This window comes from Cobetia sp. UIB-001 (genome assembly GCF_044789135.1).
In the GTDB taxonomy this organism is placed as follows: Bacteria; Pseudomonadota; Gammaproteobacteria; order Pseudomonadales; family Halomonadaceae; genus Cobetia; species Cobetia amphilecti.
Map to the genome: position 1 here is coordinate 3,677,330 of NZ_CP058244.1, position 17,081 is coordinate 3,694,410.

The window sequence follows — 17,081 nt, forward strand, 5'->3', positions numbered from 1 at the left end:
GAAGGACACCCATGGAATCCCTCGCCTTTCTGGCCCCCGCCACGCTTTTCATGCTGTCGATGACCCTGACACCCGGCCCCAACAACGTGATGTTGACGGCCTCGGGGGCCAACTATGGTTACTGGCGCACCCTGCCGCATATCTTCGGCATCCTGATCGGCTGCCTGGTGCTGTTCATCGCCATCGCGCTGGGGCTGGGGCTGGTCTTCGAGCGTTATCCCATCGTGCAGACACTGCTGAAGGTGCTGGGCAGTGCCTACCTGCTCTACCTGGCCTGGAAGATCGCCACCGCCCCGCCCCCTGACTTCGCCAGCCAGCAGGATGCGCGTCCGATGACCTTCCTCGCGGCGTGCCTGTTCCAGTTCGCCAATCCCAAGGCCTGGGTGATGGGCATGGCGCTGATGGCAAGCTTTCTGCCCGAGGAAGGCCCGGCACTGCTCAACGCCGTATTGCTGGCAGGCTTCGCGGAACTGGTCGCGCTGCCGTGCATCTCGCTGTGGGCGGGCTTCGGGACCGCCATCGGGCGCCTGTTGAATACCGAGCGCGCCTGGAAGATCTTCAACCGCGTGATGGGCGTACTGACCGCTTCCTGCGTGGTGATGATCCTCGGCTGACCCTCAGCCTGCGTCTGGAGTACGCGAATGACACCGGAGCGTCGAACACTGTTCGAATAATCACTGTTCATGCAGGCGAGGTTGGTTAGACTGTCGAGACGCCAATTCCACGCTCGCACAGGACGCTCCCTGCATGCTGACACTCTACGGTGATCGCCGCTCCGGCAACTGCTACAAGGTCGAGCTGCTGCTGCACCTGCTCGAACGCCATCATCACTACATCGAGGTCGATATTCTGGCCGGCGACACCCGCACGCCGGAATTCCTGACCCGCAACGTCAATGGCAAGATTCCGCTGCTGGAGCTGCATCGCGGCGAGACGCTGTCAGAGTCGAACGCCATCCTGAATTACCTCGCCGATGGCAGTGACTATCTGCCGAGTGACCCCTTCCTGCGCGCCAAGGTGCTGCAGTGGCAGTTCTTCGAGCAGTACAGCCATGAGCCGTACATCGCCACCGCCCGCTTCATCAATCGCTACCTCGGTCTCCCCGATGAGCGCCGCGCCGAGTACGCCGCCAAGCAGGATGGCGGCAAGCGCGCCCTGCGCGTGATGGAGCACCATCTCGTCGAGCATGACTGGCTGGTCGGGGACCGATTCACGATCGCCGACATTTCCCTTTATGCTTATACGCATGTTGCCGATGAAGGCGGCTTCGCGCTGGATGACTATCCCGCCATTCAGGCGTGGCTGGCACGTGTCGCGGCGCAGCCGGGGCATTTCGATATCCCGCGGGACTGATAGGATATGGCATCCCCGACGACCGCCGTTTGCCAGGACACACGATGCCAACCTTGACCTATCGCCCGATGACACCGGAAGACCACCCTGCCTTCATCGCCATGATGGAGGCGACCCCGGGCGTGGTCATCCGCGATGCCGACCGCCATGCCCCTGTCGCCCGCTATCTGGCGCGCAACCCCGGCATGAGCCACCTGGCCTTTCTCGATGAGCGCCTGGTCGGCTGCGCCATGGCGGGCCATGACGGCAAGCGCGGCTATCTTCAGCATGTGATGACGGCGCCGGACATGCGTGGCCAGGGCATCGCCAGCACGCTGATCGACCGCTGTCTGGCAGCCTTGGCCAGCGAAGGCATCGACAAGGTGCATCTGGATACCCTGCACGACAACCATGACGCTCATCGCTTCTGGGAGCGTCTTGGCTGGTCCAACCGCAATGCCGAGATCGTGCGCTTCTCGCGCATTCTGGTGGACAACCCCAACGCCTGAGACAGCCGCCTTCTGATCCCGACGACCGCTGAGCAAGCCCGACGACCACTAAGCAAGCCCGACGACCACTGAGCAAGCCCGATGACCGCTGAGCAAGGAGCTCTACCGTGCAATTTCTCGAAAATGACGACCTCGGCAAGCTGATACTGCGCCTGATGCTGGGCCTGCTGTTGCTGTTTCATGGCCTCTCGAAATTGCTCGGTGATGGCGGCACGCTGAGCTGGATCGCCGGCGAGCTCGAGAATCTGGGCATCCCGGGCGTGGTGGCCTATGGCGTCTACATCGGCGAGATCATCGCGCCCATCATGCTGGTGCTCGGCGTGCACTCGCGCATCGCCGGACTGATCGTGGTCGCCAACATGCTGTTCGCCTTTGCCGTGGCGCACATGGGCCAGCTGTTGAGCCTGTCGCCCTCCGGCGGCTGGGCGCTGGAGCTGCAAGGCTTCTTCCTCGCCAGCGCCCTGGCCATCGTCTTTCTCGGCAGCGGCCGCTTCGCGGTACAGGAGGACTGATGGCCGACGTCGTCACCGCCAGCACCTATTGCGAGAATGCTCCCCAGCACCCGATTCATGGCCCATACCATGACCATGAATACGGCTTTCCGGTCAGCGATGACCGGGTGCTGTTCGAACGCTTCGTGCTCGAGATCAATCAGGCCGGCCTCTCCTGGCTGACGGTGCTCAAGAAGCGCGCGGCCTTCCGCGAGGCCTTCGAGGATTACGATATCGCGCGCATCGCCGCCTACGGGGACGAGGAGCGCGCGCGCCTGCTCAGCAATGCCGGCATCATTCGCAACCGACTCAAGATCAATGCCGTGATCCACAACGCAGGCGTGGTGATGCAGCTCAAGGACTCCTACGGCAGCTTCAGTGCCTGGCTGGATGCCCACCATCCACAACCGCTGTCAGCCTGGATCAAGCTGTTCAAGAAGACCTTCCGCTTCACCGGCCCCGAGATCGTCAACGAGCTGCTGATGAGCTGCGGCTATCTGCCCGGCTGTCATCGTGATGACTGTCCAGTGCAGACACGTGTGCTGGATGCCGGCCCGCGCTGGGCCGAGCCGGGCGCCCTGGCGGCGATCCGCGCAGATGACTGATGACTGACGCCTGCTCCCACGCCTCCCGCTCTCTTCTTCCTCACAGGTAGCCCACGCATGGACTCCCTCACCCAGATCTGTCTCGGGGCCGTCGTTGGCGGCGCCGTCATGGCGCCGGCCATTCGCCGCCTGCCCGGCCCGAAACGCGGCGCGGCCATCCGCTATGCGCTGCTCGGCGGTGCGGCACTCGGCACCCTGCCCGACCTCGACGTGATGATCGACTACGGCGACGCGGTCGCCAATTACACCCATCACCGCGGCTTCAGCCATTCCCTGCCGGTGCTGGCGCTTTTGGGCATCGTGCTCGGCTGGCTGCTGGCGCGCCTGCCACGTCTGGCGAGCCTCGGCCGTGGGCGGCTGATCGCCTACTGCGTGCTGTGCCTGGTCACCCACCCGTTGCTGGACAGCTTCACCACCTACGGCACCCAGCTGCTGTGGCCGTGGCCCAGCCGTCCCATCAGTCTGGCCAGCGTCTTCATCATCGACCCGCTCTACACCCTGCCGCTGCTGATCACCGGCCTGTGGGTGGCGATTCGTGGTCGCGCCGGGCGCCTTCTGACCACGGGCCTCATGCTCTCGAGCCTCTATCTGGGCTGGGGACTGGCCGCCAAGAGCTGGGTCGAGCATCGCGTGGCGCCGCTGCTGGCCAGCCAGGGCTTCGCCGACGTCCCGCGCATGGTGCAGCCGACTCCCTTCAACAGCCTGCTGTGGCGTGTCAGCGCAACCACGCCGCAGGCGGATCACGAATGGATGGTCAGCGTGTTCGACTCCGACGCGCAGCTGGCGTCTCTCGCACGCCGCGATTTTCCGCGCCATCCGACGCTGGATGCCGAGGTCGCGAAGCTGGAGGACGGCCAGCGTCTGCGCTGGTTCGCGGCGCCCTATCTACGTGCGAGCCGCGAGCAGACCCCAGAGGGCGAGACGCTGCTGTCAGTGACCGATACACGCCTGGGCTCACCCGGTTATCACCCCTTCCGCTTTGCCCTCGCACGCCAGAGCGCCGCGGGGGAATGGCAAGGGCTCGAGGACAGCCAGCGCCTGCCCAGCCGGCCTGTCGATCGCGCCGCCCTGCTAAGCCTCTGGCAGGCCGTCCACGACCCGCAGACGCGCATGCAGCCGAATCAGCGCACCGTCTCTGCCACGCCCTCAAATCCCTCGGCCGAGACAAGATAAAGCGCCGCTGATGAAGGCCTGAGATACGACAACGCCCGCCATGGTAGCCATGGCGGGCGTTGTCGTATCAGTGCGGCAAAGACGATCAGCCGAGGTACTTGATCATCACCCCCGCGGCAACCGCTGAGCCGATCACGCCGGCCACGTTCGGCCCCATGGCATGCATCAGCAGGAAGTTGTGCGGGTTGTACTCGAGCCCGACCTTGTTGGAGACACGTGCCGCCATCGGCACCGCCGAGACACCGGCCGACCCGATCAGCGGATTGATCGGTGTCTTGGAGACCTTGTTCATCAGCTTGGCCATCAGTACCCCGCAGGCCGTGCCGATACCGAAGGCGACCACGCCGAGGGCCAGAATGCCCAGCGTCTCCACCGCCAGGAACTTGTCGGCCTGCAGCTTGGAGCCCACCGACAGTCCCAGGAAGATGGTGGTGATGTTGATCAGTGCGTTCTGGGCGGTATCCGACAGACGCTCCACCACACCACACTCGCGCATCAGGTTACCGAAGCAGAACATGCCCAGCAGCGGTGCGGCGTCCGGCAGCAGCATCGCCACCATGATCAGCAGCACCAGCGGGAACAGGATCTTCTCGGTCTTGGACACCGGCCGCAGCTGGGTCATGACCAGGCTGCGTTCCTTGGCGGTGGTCAGCGCGCGCATGATCGGCGGCTGGATCATCGGCACCAGTGCCATGTAGGAGTAGGACGCCACGGCGATCGCGCCCAGCAGCTCCGGCGCCAGCAGACTGGCGACATAGATGGAGGTCGGGCCGTCTGCACCACCGATGATGCCGATGGCCGCCGACTGCTGCAGGCTGAAGTCCATCAGGCCCATCGAGGTCAACGCCACCGCGCCCAGCAGGGTCGCGAAGATGCCGAACTGCGCCGCCGCACCGAGGAACAGGGTCTTGGGATTGGCCAGCAGCGGGCCGAAGTCCGTCATCGCGCCCACGCCCATGAAGATCACTAGCGGCGCGATGCCGGAGGCGATCGCCACGCTGTAGAAGCTGTAGAGCATGCCGTTGGAGAAGCCGCCATCCAGCGCCATGTTGCTGGCCTGCTGCTTGAGCGCGGCGGGAATCTCGCCATGCAGCGCCTGCTCCACCGCGTGGCGCGCCTCATCCAGCGGCAGGCTGGCGATGTTGACGTTGAGCAGATTGGCCATCGAAGCCAACAGCTCCGGCTTGCCGAGATGGGCCGCCTGCTCGGCGGCAGACAACGCCAGCCCCGCTTCCGGGATGTTGGCCAGAATGCCGCCGAAGCCGATCGGCACCAGCAGCAGGGGTTCGAAGTTCTTGCGAATCGCCAGATAAAGCAGGCCAAGGCCGATGACGATCATCGCCAGCTGGCCGAAGCTCATGTTGTAGAGCCCCGAGCCGTGCCAGAGGTTGAGTATCTTGTCCATGTCGTGTCGCCTTGCAGAGGAGCATCACCGACCGGCCCGCCGCGCATGACGACGGGCCGGACACACCGGCTCAGAGGGTGATCAGAACGTCGCCGACACTGACACTGTCGCCTTCCTTGACCTTCACCGCGGAGACGGTACCGGCCTGGTGGGCACGGATCTCGGTCTCCATCTTCATCGCCTCGAGGATGATGACCACTTCCCCTTCGGCCACGCTGTCGCCGACACTGACATTGACCTTGAAGATGTTGCCCGCCAGCGGCGCACTCACCGGCTCACCAGAGGCGGCCTGTGCAGCAGGTGCCGCCGCTGCGGCTGCCGGAGCAGGCGCCGCTGGCGCGCTGGCCTGCACCTGGGTGATGTCTCCACCCTCGGCGACCTCGACCACATACTGCTTGCCGTTGACGTTCAGGGTGTAGGTCTGCGGACCGCTGGACGCGGCTGGAGCACTGGTGGCTGGAGCACTGGAGACCGGCGCACTTGCAGCCTTGGACGTCTTGTCATCGACAGCCTGCGGGGCGGGCTCGAAGGCATCCGGGTTGCCACGGTTGCGCAGGAACTTGAGGCCGATCTGCGGGAACAACGCGTAGGTCAGCACGTCATCGGTCTCGCGCTCGCCGCCTTCCAGGGTGATGCCCTCTTCACTGGCCTTGCCCTTGAGCTCCTCACGCAGACGCTCCATCTCCGGCGTCAGGTTATCGGCCGGGCGGCAGGTGATCGGCTCGCCGCCTTCCAGCACGCGGGACTGAAGCTCGCTGTCGAAGGGCGCCGGTGCCGCGCCATATTCGCCCTTGAGCAACGCCTGCACTTCCTTGGAGATCGACTTGTAGCGCTCACCCATCATCACGTTCATCACCGACTGGGTGCCGACGATCTGTGAGGTCGGGGTCACCAGCGGGATATAGCCCAGGTCCTTGCGTACACGCGGAATCTCGGCGAGCACGTCATCCAGCTTGTCACCGGCGCCCTGCTCCTTGAGCTGGCTTTCCATGTTGGTGAGCATGCCACCCGGTACCTGCGCGACCAGGATGCGCGAGTCGATACCGCGCAGACTGCCCTCGAAGGCCGCGTATTTCTTGCGCACTTCGCGGAAGTAGCCGGCGATATCCTCGAGTTTCTCGAGATCGAGCCCGGTATCGCGCTCGGTCCCCGCCAGCATCGCGACCACGGATTCCGTCGGGCTATGACCGTAGGTCATCGACATGGAAGAGATGGAGGTGTCGACGTTGTCGATGCCCGCCTCGATGGCCTTGAGGGCCGTGGCGGTGGAAAGCCCGGTGGTGGCGTGGCACTGCATGTGGATCGGGATCGACAGGCTCGCCTTGAGGCGCGAGACCAGTTCAAAGGCGGTGTACGGCGTCAGCAGGCCTGCCATGTCCTTGATCGCCAGTGACTGGGCACCCATGGACTCGATCTTCTGCGACAGCTCGACCCACATCTCCAGGGTGTGCACGGGGCTCACGGTGTAGGAGATGGTGCCCTGGGCATGCTTGCCCTGATCCAACACCGCCTTGAGCGGACGCTCGAGGTTGCGCGGGTCATTCATGGCATCGAAGACACGGAAGACATCGACACCGCTGGTCGCGGCGCGCTTGACGAAGGTATCCACCACATCATCGGCGTAATGACGATAGCCGAGCAGGTTCTGGGCGCGCAGCAGCATCTGCTGCTGGGTCTTGGGCATCGCTTCCTTCAAGGCACGAATGCGTGCCCAGGGGTCTTCGCCCAGGTAGCGAATGCAGGCGTCGAAGGTCGCGCCGCCCCAGCTCTCCAGCGACCAGAAGCCGATGTCGTCCAGCTTGGCGGCGATCGGCAGCATGTCATCGAGGCGCATGCGCGTGGCCAACAGTGACTGATGCGCGTCGCGCAGTACCACATCCGTGATGCCCAGCGGTTGCTTGTCCATGAGTGATCCCTTGTTCTTTATATTGTGGATATCGAGTTCTGCGCGCGCTGCAGGCAGCCTGTTGCGTTAGCCTGCAACACAGAATATTGCACTCGGGGGGAGGTCTACCCACCGTACTGCTCGTGATAGAATCGCCGCCTGCTACTCTTGGCAGTGGTCAGACGCCCGGCAGAGCCCAGACGCTATCGGCGAAGCCGCGAAAGCGTCAGTGCCTGTGCTGGTCCTGCCGGAAGCGGTGAATCGCCGCGGCCATGACGGCCGTCAGTTCGCTGTCGTCCTCTGCCGCAGGTGCCGGGGCAGCCGGCGCCCGCGCAGCACCTGGCGCAGCGGGCACTGGTGCAGGCGCGAAGCGATCCACCAGCCTGGCCATCGCCATCATGGCGACCACCAGCAGACTTAGAAACACGAACACGAACCCCATCCCGAACACCATCAGGTTCAAGCCTTCACCGAGCAGATCATTCTCTTGCATGCCAGTGTCCTCGAGTCTTTCTCGTTATCGAGCCGCACTACGGCGCAGCGCCTGCGCTGAACGCCAATGTCTTCGGTCACGCCGGACACGGCACGACGGATAGGCTCCGCCGCCGATAGCCTCTGTCGGTATGCCCATGCAGCTGCATTCAATGCTTGTTGGTCGCTCTAAAGTGCCTGATTCCACGGCAATTGCAATGACACCATCGTTGACCCCACAGGCCCTCGCGCGGGCCGGCCGCATCGGCATCGCGCCGATGGAAGGCGTGATAGATGACATCACACGCGAATGTCTCACTGGCCTTGGCGGCTACGACTGGTGCGTGACGGAATTCGTGCGCGTGACCCACGTCAAGTTACCGCCGCGCGTCTTCAAGCGCATCTGTCCGGAGCTGCTCGACGCCTCCCCGACACAGACGGCACGAACACGACACGAGACCCCGGTCGCCCTGCAGCTGCTGGGGGCCGACCCCGAGGCACTGGGCATCAATGCCCGCGTCGCCGCGCGTTTGGGTGCGCCAAGCGTCGATATCAATTTCGGCTGCCCGGCCAAGACCGTCAACCGACATGATGGTGGCGCGGCACTGCTACGCTCGCCGGAACGCGTCTTCCGCGCAGTGGAAGGCGTGCGCAAGGCACTCGAGGGCACGGGCGTACCGGTCACCGCCAAGATTCGTCTCGGCTTCAATGATCGGCGCCTGGCGCTGGCCTGCGCTCAGGCAGCCGAGGCAGGCGGTGCGACTCAGCTGGTGGTGCATGGGCGAACCAAACAGGAAGGCTATCGCCCACCGGCGCACTGGGAATGGATCGGCAAGATCACCTCTGAGCTCTCCATTCCGGTGGTCGCCAATGGCGATATCTGGGATATGCACTGCTACTGGCGGGCGCGCTCCCTGTCCGGCTGTCGCGATGTCATGCTGGGGCGGGCCGCCCTGGCTGACCCCTTCCTGGCGGCGCGCATCAAGCATTGGCAGGCGACCGGAGAGCTGCTGCCCGAGACGGACTGGACACAGCGTGCGCAGGTGCTGCTCTCCCACGCCGAACGCTGCGCCCACCTCCCCGACAAGGTGATGGTGCCGCTGCTCAAGCAGTGGATGAACATGATGCGCCAGAGCGGCAACGCGGAAGCCGAAAGCCGTTTCCAGGCCATCAAGCGTCACAAGGGGCGCGCCGAGTTCTTCACCGGCCTGGTGGCCGGCACTGCGCTGGAGCTGGCGCCAAGCCTTCTGACGTCGGTGACTCGCATGCCGGAGCCGGCTCAGGCACCAGAATCGCCTCAGGCATCGGAAACGGAAGCCGCGACCACCCCGGCCTGAGCCTGAACCGAAACCTGAACATCAGCACCGACCAACACCCGATCCGTTCGCTACCCCGATCAGTGAACCAAAAAAAGGGCGCCCCTCGCGAAAAGGGCGCCCTGGCGATCGTCCGCCCGAAGGCGTGACATCACAGTCAAGGAAAGCGGTAGAACACTCAGATCGTCAGCAATGCGGGGATCGGAGCCGTGCAGGCGGCGATCACTCGGCACTGATCTTGCCTCATAGCCTGGCTCAATAGCCTGGCTTCTTTCATTGCCTGACTTTTCTTCAGACGAAGAAAAACCCGCTTCAGTGAAGCGGGTTTTTCAATTGGCGCGCCCTGGAGGATTCGAACCTCCGACCGCCTGATTCGTAGTCAGGTACTCTATCCAGCTGAGCTAAGGGCGCATAAACCTTGAAATCTGTGGCCTGAGCATTTCAAATGACTTCAGGACTTTATCGTGCGAGTACTGCGTCTTGCCAACTTCATGTCTTGCGTTGCAGTGGCGCGCCCTGGAGGATTCGAACCTCCGACCGCCTGATTCGTAGTCAGGTACTCTATCCAGCTGAGCTAAGGGCGCATCTTACTGCATTTGTACCTAATGGCGGAGAGAGAGGGATTCGAACCCTCGATAGGGCTATAAACCCTATACTCCCTTAGCAGGGGAGCGCCTTCAGCCACTCGGCCACCTCTCCTCATCAGGTACGGCGCATATCTTACTCATTTGATTGGGCTTTGTCCAGCCCCTGTGTCGATTTTTTGGCTTCGATGCTGAACATCTCGTCACCACTCGACAACAGGCTCGAGGCTGCGCGCCCCCAAGCAATCTCCCCGCATGAACCAGAACATGACGATGGCTAGCCTGTCGTCGCGTCTCGTTCGAGGGAGCGGGCATATTACCGAACCAGAATCGGCTTGTCTCCCCCTTTTTGAGAAAAAAGCCAAATTTTTCCCTTACGGAACACAGACTTGAACAAGCCGCCCTCTCATCACCCCGCATGAGCCGCTGGTCATGGAGGTAAGTACGCCGTTGTTCATGAGCTAGGCGGGCCACCCTCGCCTGCGCCAGGCCCACACACGCGAACGCCAGCCATGGGGACAATGGCTGGCGTTCATCGGGTCGTGCAGGGTCGTGCGACGTGCAGGCGCAGCATGCCGTCAGGCGATGGCATCGCCATTGTCTTCTTTCTCACGCTGGATGCGCTGATAGATCTCTTCTCGATGGACGGCAACGTCCTTGGGCGCGTTCACACCGATACGCACCTGATTACCTTTCACTCCGAGAACGGTGACAGTGATGTCGTCTCCGATCATCAGAGTTTCACCCACTCTACGGGTCAGGATGAGCATGACTGATCTCCTTGTCAGAAATTCAAAACAGCTGGGACTTCAACGGGATGTGGAGGCGGCGATCGACCGGGACAAGTCGACCACCCTGATGCATGAAGCTCGAATTATGCGCTATGCATGCTCCGACGGCCAATGCCATACCTTCATCACACCCGATAGACACGTTGAATGAAAGCGCCCGATGCACAGACTGACATTCAGAAGAATGACAGAAAATGCATCGGGCGCTATCGACTTCACGTGCCGCACGTCAGCCAGACCAACCTCCCCGGCCTGGGCACCGACGCTTCACGACTTTGGCAAGTCATTGATTGTCGGTGTCTTTACGACTTCCTTGCTGCACGCTCCGTGGTGAGACTCAGGCAGTCTCGTCGCTGATCGCTTCTGCATCCAGGCCGAAAGCCGTGTGCAGGGAGCGAACCGCCAGCTCCATGAATTTCTCGTCGATCAGGACGGAAATCTTGATCTCTGAAGTGGAGACCATGCGGATATTGATGCCTTCTTCCGCCAGTACGCGGAACATCTTGGAGGCGACACCGGCGTGAGAACGCATGCCGACACCGACCAGCGAGACCTTGGCGATGTTGTCATCACCGCGCATCTCACCACCACCGACGGACGGAATCACCGTCTCGGTCAGGATACGCTGGGTCGCCTTGAAGTCGGTCTTGGCGACGGTGAAGGAGAAGTCAGTGGTATTGCCGTCCGGAGAGACGTTCTGGACGATCATGTCGATTTCGATGTTGGAATCGGCGATCGGGCCCAGAATCTTGGAAGCGACACCCGGGATATCCGGCGTGTTGAGCAGAGTCAGCTTGGCTTCGTTGACATTGAAGGCGATGCCGGAGATCAGCGGTTCTTCCATGTTGTCTTCTTCCTCAGCGACGATCAGGGTACCCGGGCCATCCTCGAAGGAAGACAGCACACGCAGGGGAACATTGTACTTGCCGGCGAATTCCACCGAACGGATCTGCAGGATCTTGGAGCCCAGGCTCGCCATTTCCAGCATTTCCTCGACGGTCACCGTTTCCAGACGACGTGCCTTGGAGCACACGCGCGGGTCAGTGGTATAGACACCATCGACATCGGTGTAGATCTGGCACTCATCCGCCTTCAGTGCGGCAGCCAGCGCGACACCGGTGGTGTCAGAGCCACCACGACCCAGCGTCGTGATGTTGCCCTCTTCATCGACACCCTGGAAGCCTGCCACCACGACCACCTTGCCATCGTCGAGGTCTTCACGCAGGTCATCGGTATCGATGTGCTGGATACGCGCCTTGGTGTGCGCGCTATCGGTGCGGATTCCCACCTGCGCCCCTGTGTAGGAGGTCGCGTCGACGCCGATCTTCTGCAGCGCCATGGCCAGCAGGGAAATGGTGACCTGCTCGCCAGTGGAGACCAGCATGTCCATCTCGCGCGGTGTCGGGTCATCATTGATCTCGCTGGCGAGACCGATCAGTCGGTTGGTCTCGCCACTCATGGCAGAGACGACCACGACAATCTGATGGCCTTCATCGCGGAATCGCTTGACCTTCTCGGCGACGGCCTTGATCCGCTCCACCGAGCCGACCGAAGTGCCTCCGAACTTCTGAACGTATAGCGCCATGTGCGTTTCCGTTATCCGTGTCCGTTTGCGTTGTCCCCACATGAAGCTCATGTGAGCCCAAAAAGAGGCCGGGTCTCCCCAAGAGGAGCCCGGCCTTCATCTTGTACTGTCAGCCCAGCTGGGCGTCTACCCATGATGGCACACCGGCCAGTGCGCCCGGAAGCGAGGCGGCGTCACTGCCACCGGCCTGGGCCATGTCAGCACGACCGCCACCCTTGCCGCCGACCTGCTCCGCCACGTGACGCACCAGGTCACCCGCCTTGACGCGCGAGGTCAGGTCGTCGGTGACACCGGCGATCAGGCTGACCTTGTCACCGTCCGCGACGCCGAGCACCAGGATGCCAGAGCCGAGCTTGGACTTGAGGTCATCCATCAGGCCGCGCAGCTCCTTGCCGGAGACGCCTTCGACCTGCTTGGCCAGCACCTTGACGCCCTGGACATTGGCGATGTCGCTGAGCATGTCGCTTGCCGAGGCGGAGGCCAGCTTGGCCTTGAGGCGTTCAAGCTCCTTCTCGAGGCCGCGGTTGCGCTCCAGCAGGCTGCCGACGCGCTCCTCGACCTGCTCCGGCTTGGCCTTGAGGCGCTCACCGAGGCGAGCCAGAGTCGCTTCCTGCGCGAGCAGGAAGTCACGCGCGGCGCGGCCGGTGATGGCCTCGATACGACGCACGCCGGACGCGATGCCGGTCTCGGCGAGAATGTGCATCTGGCCGATGTCGCCGCTGCGCTTGACGTGAGTCCCGCCGCACAGCTCGATGGAGAAGGCATCCTGACCGATGGTCAGCACACGGACTTCCTCACCATACTTGGCATCGAAGAGTGCCGCTGCGCCGCGCGCCTTGGCCTCATCGAGGCTCATGAATTCAATGGTGGTCTCGGCGTTGGCCAGGATCTGCGCGTTGACGATGCGCTCGACCTCGGACAGCTGCTCGGCCGTCATCGCCTCAAAGTGGCTGAAGTCGAAGCGCAGACGCTCGGCCGTGACCAGCGAGCCCTTCTGCTGAACGTGCTCACCCAGCACCAGACGCAGCGCTTCGTGCAGCAGGTGCGTGGCGGAGTGGTTGCGCACGGAAGCCGCGCGCAGCTCGGCATCGACCTGCGGACGCACCTTGTCACCGACCTTGAGAGCGCCTTCGATCAGCACACCGTGGTGCAGGTGATGGCCGGTCTGCTTCTGGGTATCGCTGACCTGGAAGCGGCCGCCATCCAGATGCAGATAACCGGTGTCACCGGCCTGGCCACCTGATTCGCCGTAGAACGGGGTGGTATCGAGCACCACGATGCCCTTGGTGTCCACCTCGAGCTGCTCGACGGCATTGCCTTCGGCGTCGAACAGCGAGGTGACGGTGGCTTCCCCTTCCAGCTGGTCGTAACCGGTGAAGACGGTCTCGCCTTCCAGCACCAGGTTGGCGGAGTAGTCACCGCCGAAGTTGCTGGCCGCACGGGCGCGATCACGCTGTGCTTCCAGGGCGGCCTGGAAACCTGCCTCATCGAGGATCAGCTCGCGCTCGCGGCAGATGTCGGCGGTCAGGTCATACGGGAAGCCGTAGGTGTCGTAGAGCTTGAAGATGGTCTCGCCGTCGAGGGTATTGCCCTCGAGGCCAGCGATGGCTTCTTCCAGAAGCTTCATGCCATGTTCCAGCGTACGCGCGAACTGCTCTTCTTCCTTGAGCAGCACACGTTCGATCTGCTCGCGTGCGGCGCGCAGTTCCGGATAGGCATCGCCCATCTCGCTGTCCAGAGCCGCGACCAGCTTGTAGAAGAAGCTGCCACGCGCCCCCAGCTTGTGGCCGTGACGCACGGCGCGACGGATGATGCGGCGCAGCACGTAGCCACGGCCTTCGTTGGACGGCAGCACGCCATCGGTGATCAGGAAGGCACACGAGCGGATGTGGTCAGCCACCACGCGCAGTGACGGCGTGGCGATGTTGTCGTGACCGATGATCTCGGCCGCGGCGGCCAGCAGATTCTGGAACAGATCGATCTCGTAGTTGGAGTGCACGCCCTGCATCACGGCCGCGACACGCTCCAGGCCCATGCCGGTATCGATGGACGGCTTGGGCAGCGGGTGCAGCGTGCCCTCGGCATCACGGTCGAACTGCATGAAGACCAGGTTCCAGATCTCGATGTAGCGATCGCCATCCTCGTCCGGGCTGCCCGGCGGGCCACCGGCGACATCTTCGCCGTGGTCATAGAAGATCTCGGAGGACGGGCCACACGGACCGGTGTCGCCCATCTGCCAGAAGTTGTCCTCATCGAGACGCGAGAAGCGGTTCTGATCGATGCCGACCTCGTTGAACCAGATGTCACGGGCTTCGTCATCGCTGACGTGCACGGTGACCCACAGCCTCTCCTTCGGCAGGCCGAGTTCTTCGGTCAGAAACTTCCAGGCGAACTGGATGGCTTCGCGCTTGAAGTAGTCGCCGAAGCTGAAGTTGCCCAGCATCTCGAAGAAGGTGTGGTGACGGGCGGTATAGCCGACGTTGTCCAGGTCATTGTGCTTGCCACCGGCGCGCACGCAGCGCTGCGCGGAGGTCGCACGGTTGTAGCCACGCGGGTCACGGCCCAGGAAGACATCCTTGAAGGGCACCATGCCGGCGTTGGTGAACAGCAGGGTCGGGTCGTTGTTCGGCACCAGGGAGCTGGTGGGAACGATGGTATGGCCCTGCTTCTCGAAATAGGTCAGGAAGGCGTTTCTGATTTCTGCGCTTTTCATAGAGGTTCCGTAGCGATGTGCGTAAAGACGCTCCGGGGGTCTTCTGCATGACTTCCGCATGGTTTCTGCATATTCATCCATGTGGGTATGCATGGAGGTGCAATGAAAAGCATGAAAGAAGGCGCCTGCCCCGTGCCGTCGCAAGACGACCTAGTATAACGCCTGTTCGCGCAAGCTAAAGGGGGGGAAATGTCCTGAAGCGCCGGTTTGCGCGTCATGAGAGCCAAACAGCCACCCGCCAGCTAGCCTTCTTCGCCCTCATCACTCCAGGCGGACTCCATGGCATAGCGCAGCTGCTCATAGTCGAAGCCGCGCTGGAGCAGAAAGCGTTCGCGCCGCGCGCGCTCCTTGTGCCCCTCGCCGGGGCCGGAAAAGCGCCTGGCCAGCGTCTCGCGCGCCAGTTCGAAGAAATCCACCGCCTCGACATGACCGAAGGCATCCGGCGTCGGGTCACTGGCGGCACGCATCACGGCATTGAGCGTCTCGCTATCGATACCACGCTGGCGCAGCTCCTGCTGGATACGCCTCGGCCCCTGCCCGCGCAGCACTCGCGTCCGCAGGAAACTGGCGGTAAAGCGCTCATCGGATTGCAGGCCCTCCTCGGCCATGCGCTCCAGCACCTCCTCGATCAGCAGCTCGACCTCATCGCGACTCAAGGCCGTCTGTGCGCCCTCCTCGCCCGCGGCTTGCCGCTCTGCCAACTCGTCATCGCTGACCGCACGCAGGTAGTCACGCTCCTTGAGATAGTCGTGCAGCTCGCGGCGGCTATGTTCGCGGCGCGCCAGACGCGCGATGGCATCATTGCTCGCACGCCGTTGCGGCGTCATCGCGCCTGAGTCGAGCGGTTGATACTCAGGCCCACCCATTTCAGCGCTGTCATCGTGCATGGTCATGCTCCCCGGGGTTGAGCAGAAGGACATCGATGGACGTGAACGCAAGGCGCCCGCCTCCGAGTCATCGGGGCGGGCGCCTTGGGATCATCGCACCGGGTCGGAAACGACACGGTGCGATGACGCCAGCCTGGCGGCTGGCGCTCTTGCTCTTTCTTCTGGACGAACCTCAATCGAGATCGATATCCAGGTCGTCTTCACTCTCGGCGGCCGCGGTCTCTTTCGGCTCTTCCTTGGCTTCCGGCGCTGCCAGCAACTGGGCACGGATCTGGGTTTCAATCTCCTCCATGATGGCGGGATTGTCTTCCAGGTACTGGGCGGAATTGGCCTTGCCCTGACCGATCTTGCTGCCCTGATAGCTGTACCAGGCGCCTGACTTGCCGACCAGACCACACTGCACGCCCAGGTCGATCACCTCACCGGCGTGATAGATGCCTTTGCCGTAGAGAATCTGGAACTCGGCCTGACGGAACGGCGGCGCGACCTTGTTCTTGACGACCTTGACGCGGGTCTCGTTACCGGTGACTTCATCACCGGACTTCACGGAACCGGTACGACGGATATCCAGACGCACACTGGAGTAGAACTTCAGTGCGTTACCGCCCGTCGTGGTTTCGGGGCTGCCGAACATCACGCCGATCTTCATGCGGATCTGGTTGATGAACACCACCATGCAGTTGGCGTTCTTGATGTGGCCGGTCACCTTGCGCAGTGCCTGGGACATCAGACGCGCCTGCAGGCCGACGTGGGAGTCGCCCATCTCGCCTTCGATCTCGGCACGCGGCGTCAGTGCCGCCACGGAGTCGACGATGATGACGTCAACGCCGCCGGAACGTACCAGCATGTCGACGATCTCGAGCGCCTGCTCACCGGTGTCCGGCTGGGAGACCAGCATCTCGTCCAGATTGACGCCCAGCTTCTCGGCGTAGGACGGATCCAGTGCGTGCTCGGCATCGATGAAGGCACAGACCTTGCCCTGCTTCTGCGCCTGGGCGATGACCGAGAGGGTCAGTGTCGTCTTGCCCGAGGATTCCGGGCCATAGATCTCGACCACGCGCCCGAAGGGCAGGCCGCCGATGCCGAGTGCGATATCCAGCCCCAGAGAACCGGTGGAAACCGACGGGATGGCCACACGCGGGGCATCGCCCATGCGCATGACGGCGCCCTTGCCGAACTGGCGCTCGATCTGGGACAGCGCCGCGTTCAGCGCCTTGGTACGATTGTCGTCCTTTGCCATGTGGCCTCCTGTCGAACGGCGGAGCCACACGGGCTGCCACCTGGAATAGAGAATTCTGTCACTGAGAGCTGAGCAGACACCGTCAGACTAGCGG

General features: G+C 63.0%; 15 protein-coding genes and 3 tRNA genes. 7 read left to right on the forward strand and 11 right to left on the reverse strand.

What is annotated here, in order from left to right:
• Window positions 1-11: 11 nt before the first annotated feature.
• The 6 genes from HA399_RS15170 (at window position 12) to HA399_RS15195 (ending at window position 4,110) form a co-directional block, all read left to right on the forward strand.
• Window positions 12-614: a LysE family translocator gene (locus tag HA399_RS15170; protein WP_043332923.1), complete on the forward strand. Its 603-nt coding sequence runs from the start codon at window positions 12-14 to the stop codon at window positions 612-614.
• Window positions 615-747: 133 nt separating this feature from the next.
• Window positions 748-1,353, forward strand: a complete 606-nt coding sequence (locus tag HA399_RS15175) for a glutathione S-transferase family protein (protein WP_404325421.1) — start codon at window positions 748-750, stop codon at window positions 1,351-1,353.
• Between the two features lie 44 nt (window positions 1,354-1,397).
• The gene (locus HA399_RS15180) at window positions 1,398-1,841 is read left to right on the forward strand and encodes a GNAT family N-acetyltransferase (protein ID WP_404325422.1); all 444 of its coding nucleotides are present in this window, start codon (window positions 1,398-1,400) and stop codon (window positions 1,839-1,841) included.
• 107 nt (window positions 1,842-1,948) lie between these two features.
• On the forward strand, window positions 1,949-2,353 hold the full coding sequence (locus HA399_RS15185) for a DoxX family protein (RefSeq protein WP_043332928.1): 405 nt from the start codon (window positions 1,949-1,951) through the stop codon (window positions 2,351-2,353).
• Window positions 2,353-2,937: a DNA-3-methyladenine glycosylase I gene (locus tag HA399_RS15190; protein WP_404325423.1), complete on the forward strand. Its 585-nt coding sequence runs from the start codon at window positions 2,353-2,355 to the stop codon at window positions 2,935-2,937. Before HA399_RS15185 ends, HA399_RS15190 begins: the two co-directional genes overlap by 1 nt.
• Window positions 2,938-2,994: 57 nt before the next feature.
• Window positions 2,995-4,110: a metal-dependent hydrolase gene (locus HA399_RS15195; RefSeq protein WP_404325424.1), complete on the forward strand. Its 1,116-nt coding sequence runs from the start codon at window positions 2,995-2,997 to the stop codon at window positions 4,108-4,110.
• A gap of 85 nt (window positions 4,111-4,195) precedes the next feature.
• On the opposite strand, the gene HA399_RS15200 is transcribed toward HA399_RS15195, so the two are convergent.
• The 3 genes from HA399_RS15200 to HA399_RS15210 form a co-directional block, all read right to left on the reverse strand.
• Window positions 4,196-5,515 (reverse strand): sodium ion-translocating decarboxylase subunit beta, encoded by a 1,320-nt coding sequence (locus HA399_RS15200; protein ID WP_192839147.1) that lies wholly within the window; start codon window positions 5,513-5,515, stop codon window positions 4,196-4,198.
• 70 nt (window positions 5,516-5,585) lie between these two features.
• Window positions 5,586-7,421, reverse strand: a complete 1,836-nt coding sequence (gene oadA, locus HA399_RS15205) for a sodium-extruding oxaloacetate decarboxylase subunit alpha (protein WP_404325425.1) — start codon at window positions 7,419-7,421, stop codon at window positions 5,586-5,588.
• 205 nt (window positions 7,422-7,626) lie between these two features.
• The gene (locus tag HA399_RS15210) at window positions 7,627-7,893 is read right to left on the reverse strand and encodes an OadG family protein (RefSeq protein ID WP_153636585.1); all 267 of its coding nucleotides are present in this window, start codon (window positions 7,891-7,893) and stop codon (window positions 7,627-7,629) included.
• A 256-nt stretch (window positions 7,894-8,149) separates the two neighbouring features.
• Between HA399_RS15210 and HA399_RS15215 the strand changes: the two genes are divergently transcribed.
• On the forward strand, window positions 8,150-9,208 hold the full coding sequence (locus HA399_RS15215) for a tRNA-dihydrouridine synthase (RefSeq protein WP_131433209.1): 1,059 nt from the start codon (window positions 8,150-8,152) through the stop codon (window positions 9,206-9,208).
• Window positions 9,209-9,521: 313 nt separating this feature from the next.
• Here the strand turns inward: HA399_RS15215 and HA399_RS15220 are convergent.
• From HA399_RS15220 to recA, 8 genes are all read right to left on the reverse strand, one after another.
• A tRNA-Arg gene (locus HA399_RS15220) sits at window positions 9,522-9,598 on the reverse strand.
• Window positions 9,599-9,694: 96 nt separating this feature from the next.
• A tRNA-Arg gene (locus tag HA399_RS15225) sits at window positions 9,695-9,771 on the reverse strand.
• Between the two features lie 22 nt (window positions 9,772-9,793).
• Window positions 9,794-9,886 (reverse strand) — tRNA-Ser (locus HA399_RS15230).
• Window positions 9,887-10,349: 463 nt separating this feature from the next.
• Window positions 10,350-10,541: a carbon storage regulator CsrA gene (gene csrA, locus HA399_RS15235; RefSeq protein ID WP_043332937.1), complete on the reverse strand. Its 192-nt coding sequence runs from the start codon at window positions 10,539-10,541 to the stop codon at window positions 10,350-10,352.
• Window positions 10,542-10,899: 358 nt separating this feature from the next.
• Window positions 10,900-12,147, reverse strand: a complete 1,248-nt coding sequence (locus HA399_RS15240) for an aspartate kinase (RefSeq protein ID WP_043332939.1) — start codon at window positions 12,145-12,147, stop codon at window positions 10,900-10,902.
• Window positions 12,148-12,256: 109 nt separating this feature from the next.
• Window positions 12,257-14,860 carry an alanine--tRNA ligase gene (gene alaS / locus HA399_RS15245; RefSeq protein WP_404325426.1) on the reverse strand — a complete coding sequence of 868 codons (2,604 nt, stop codon included), beginning with the start codon at window positions 14,858-14,860 and terminating at the stop codon, window positions 12,257-12,259.
• A gap of 242 nt (window positions 14,861-15,102) precedes the next feature.
• A complete protein-coding gene (locus tag HA399_RS15250; protein ID WP_404325427.1) occupies window positions 15,103-15,747 on the reverse strand; it encodes a regulatory protein RecX in 645 nt (214 codons plus the stop codon).
• 172 nt (window positions 15,748-15,919) lie between these two features.
• The gene (gene recA / locus HA399_RS15255) at window positions 15,920-16,987 is read right to left on the reverse strand and encodes a recombinase RecA (protein WP_043332943.1); all 1,068 of its coding nucleotides are present in this window, start codon (window positions 16,985-16,987) and stop codon (window positions 15,920-15,922) included.
• Between the last annotated feature and the right edge of the window lie 94 nt (window positions 16,988-17,081).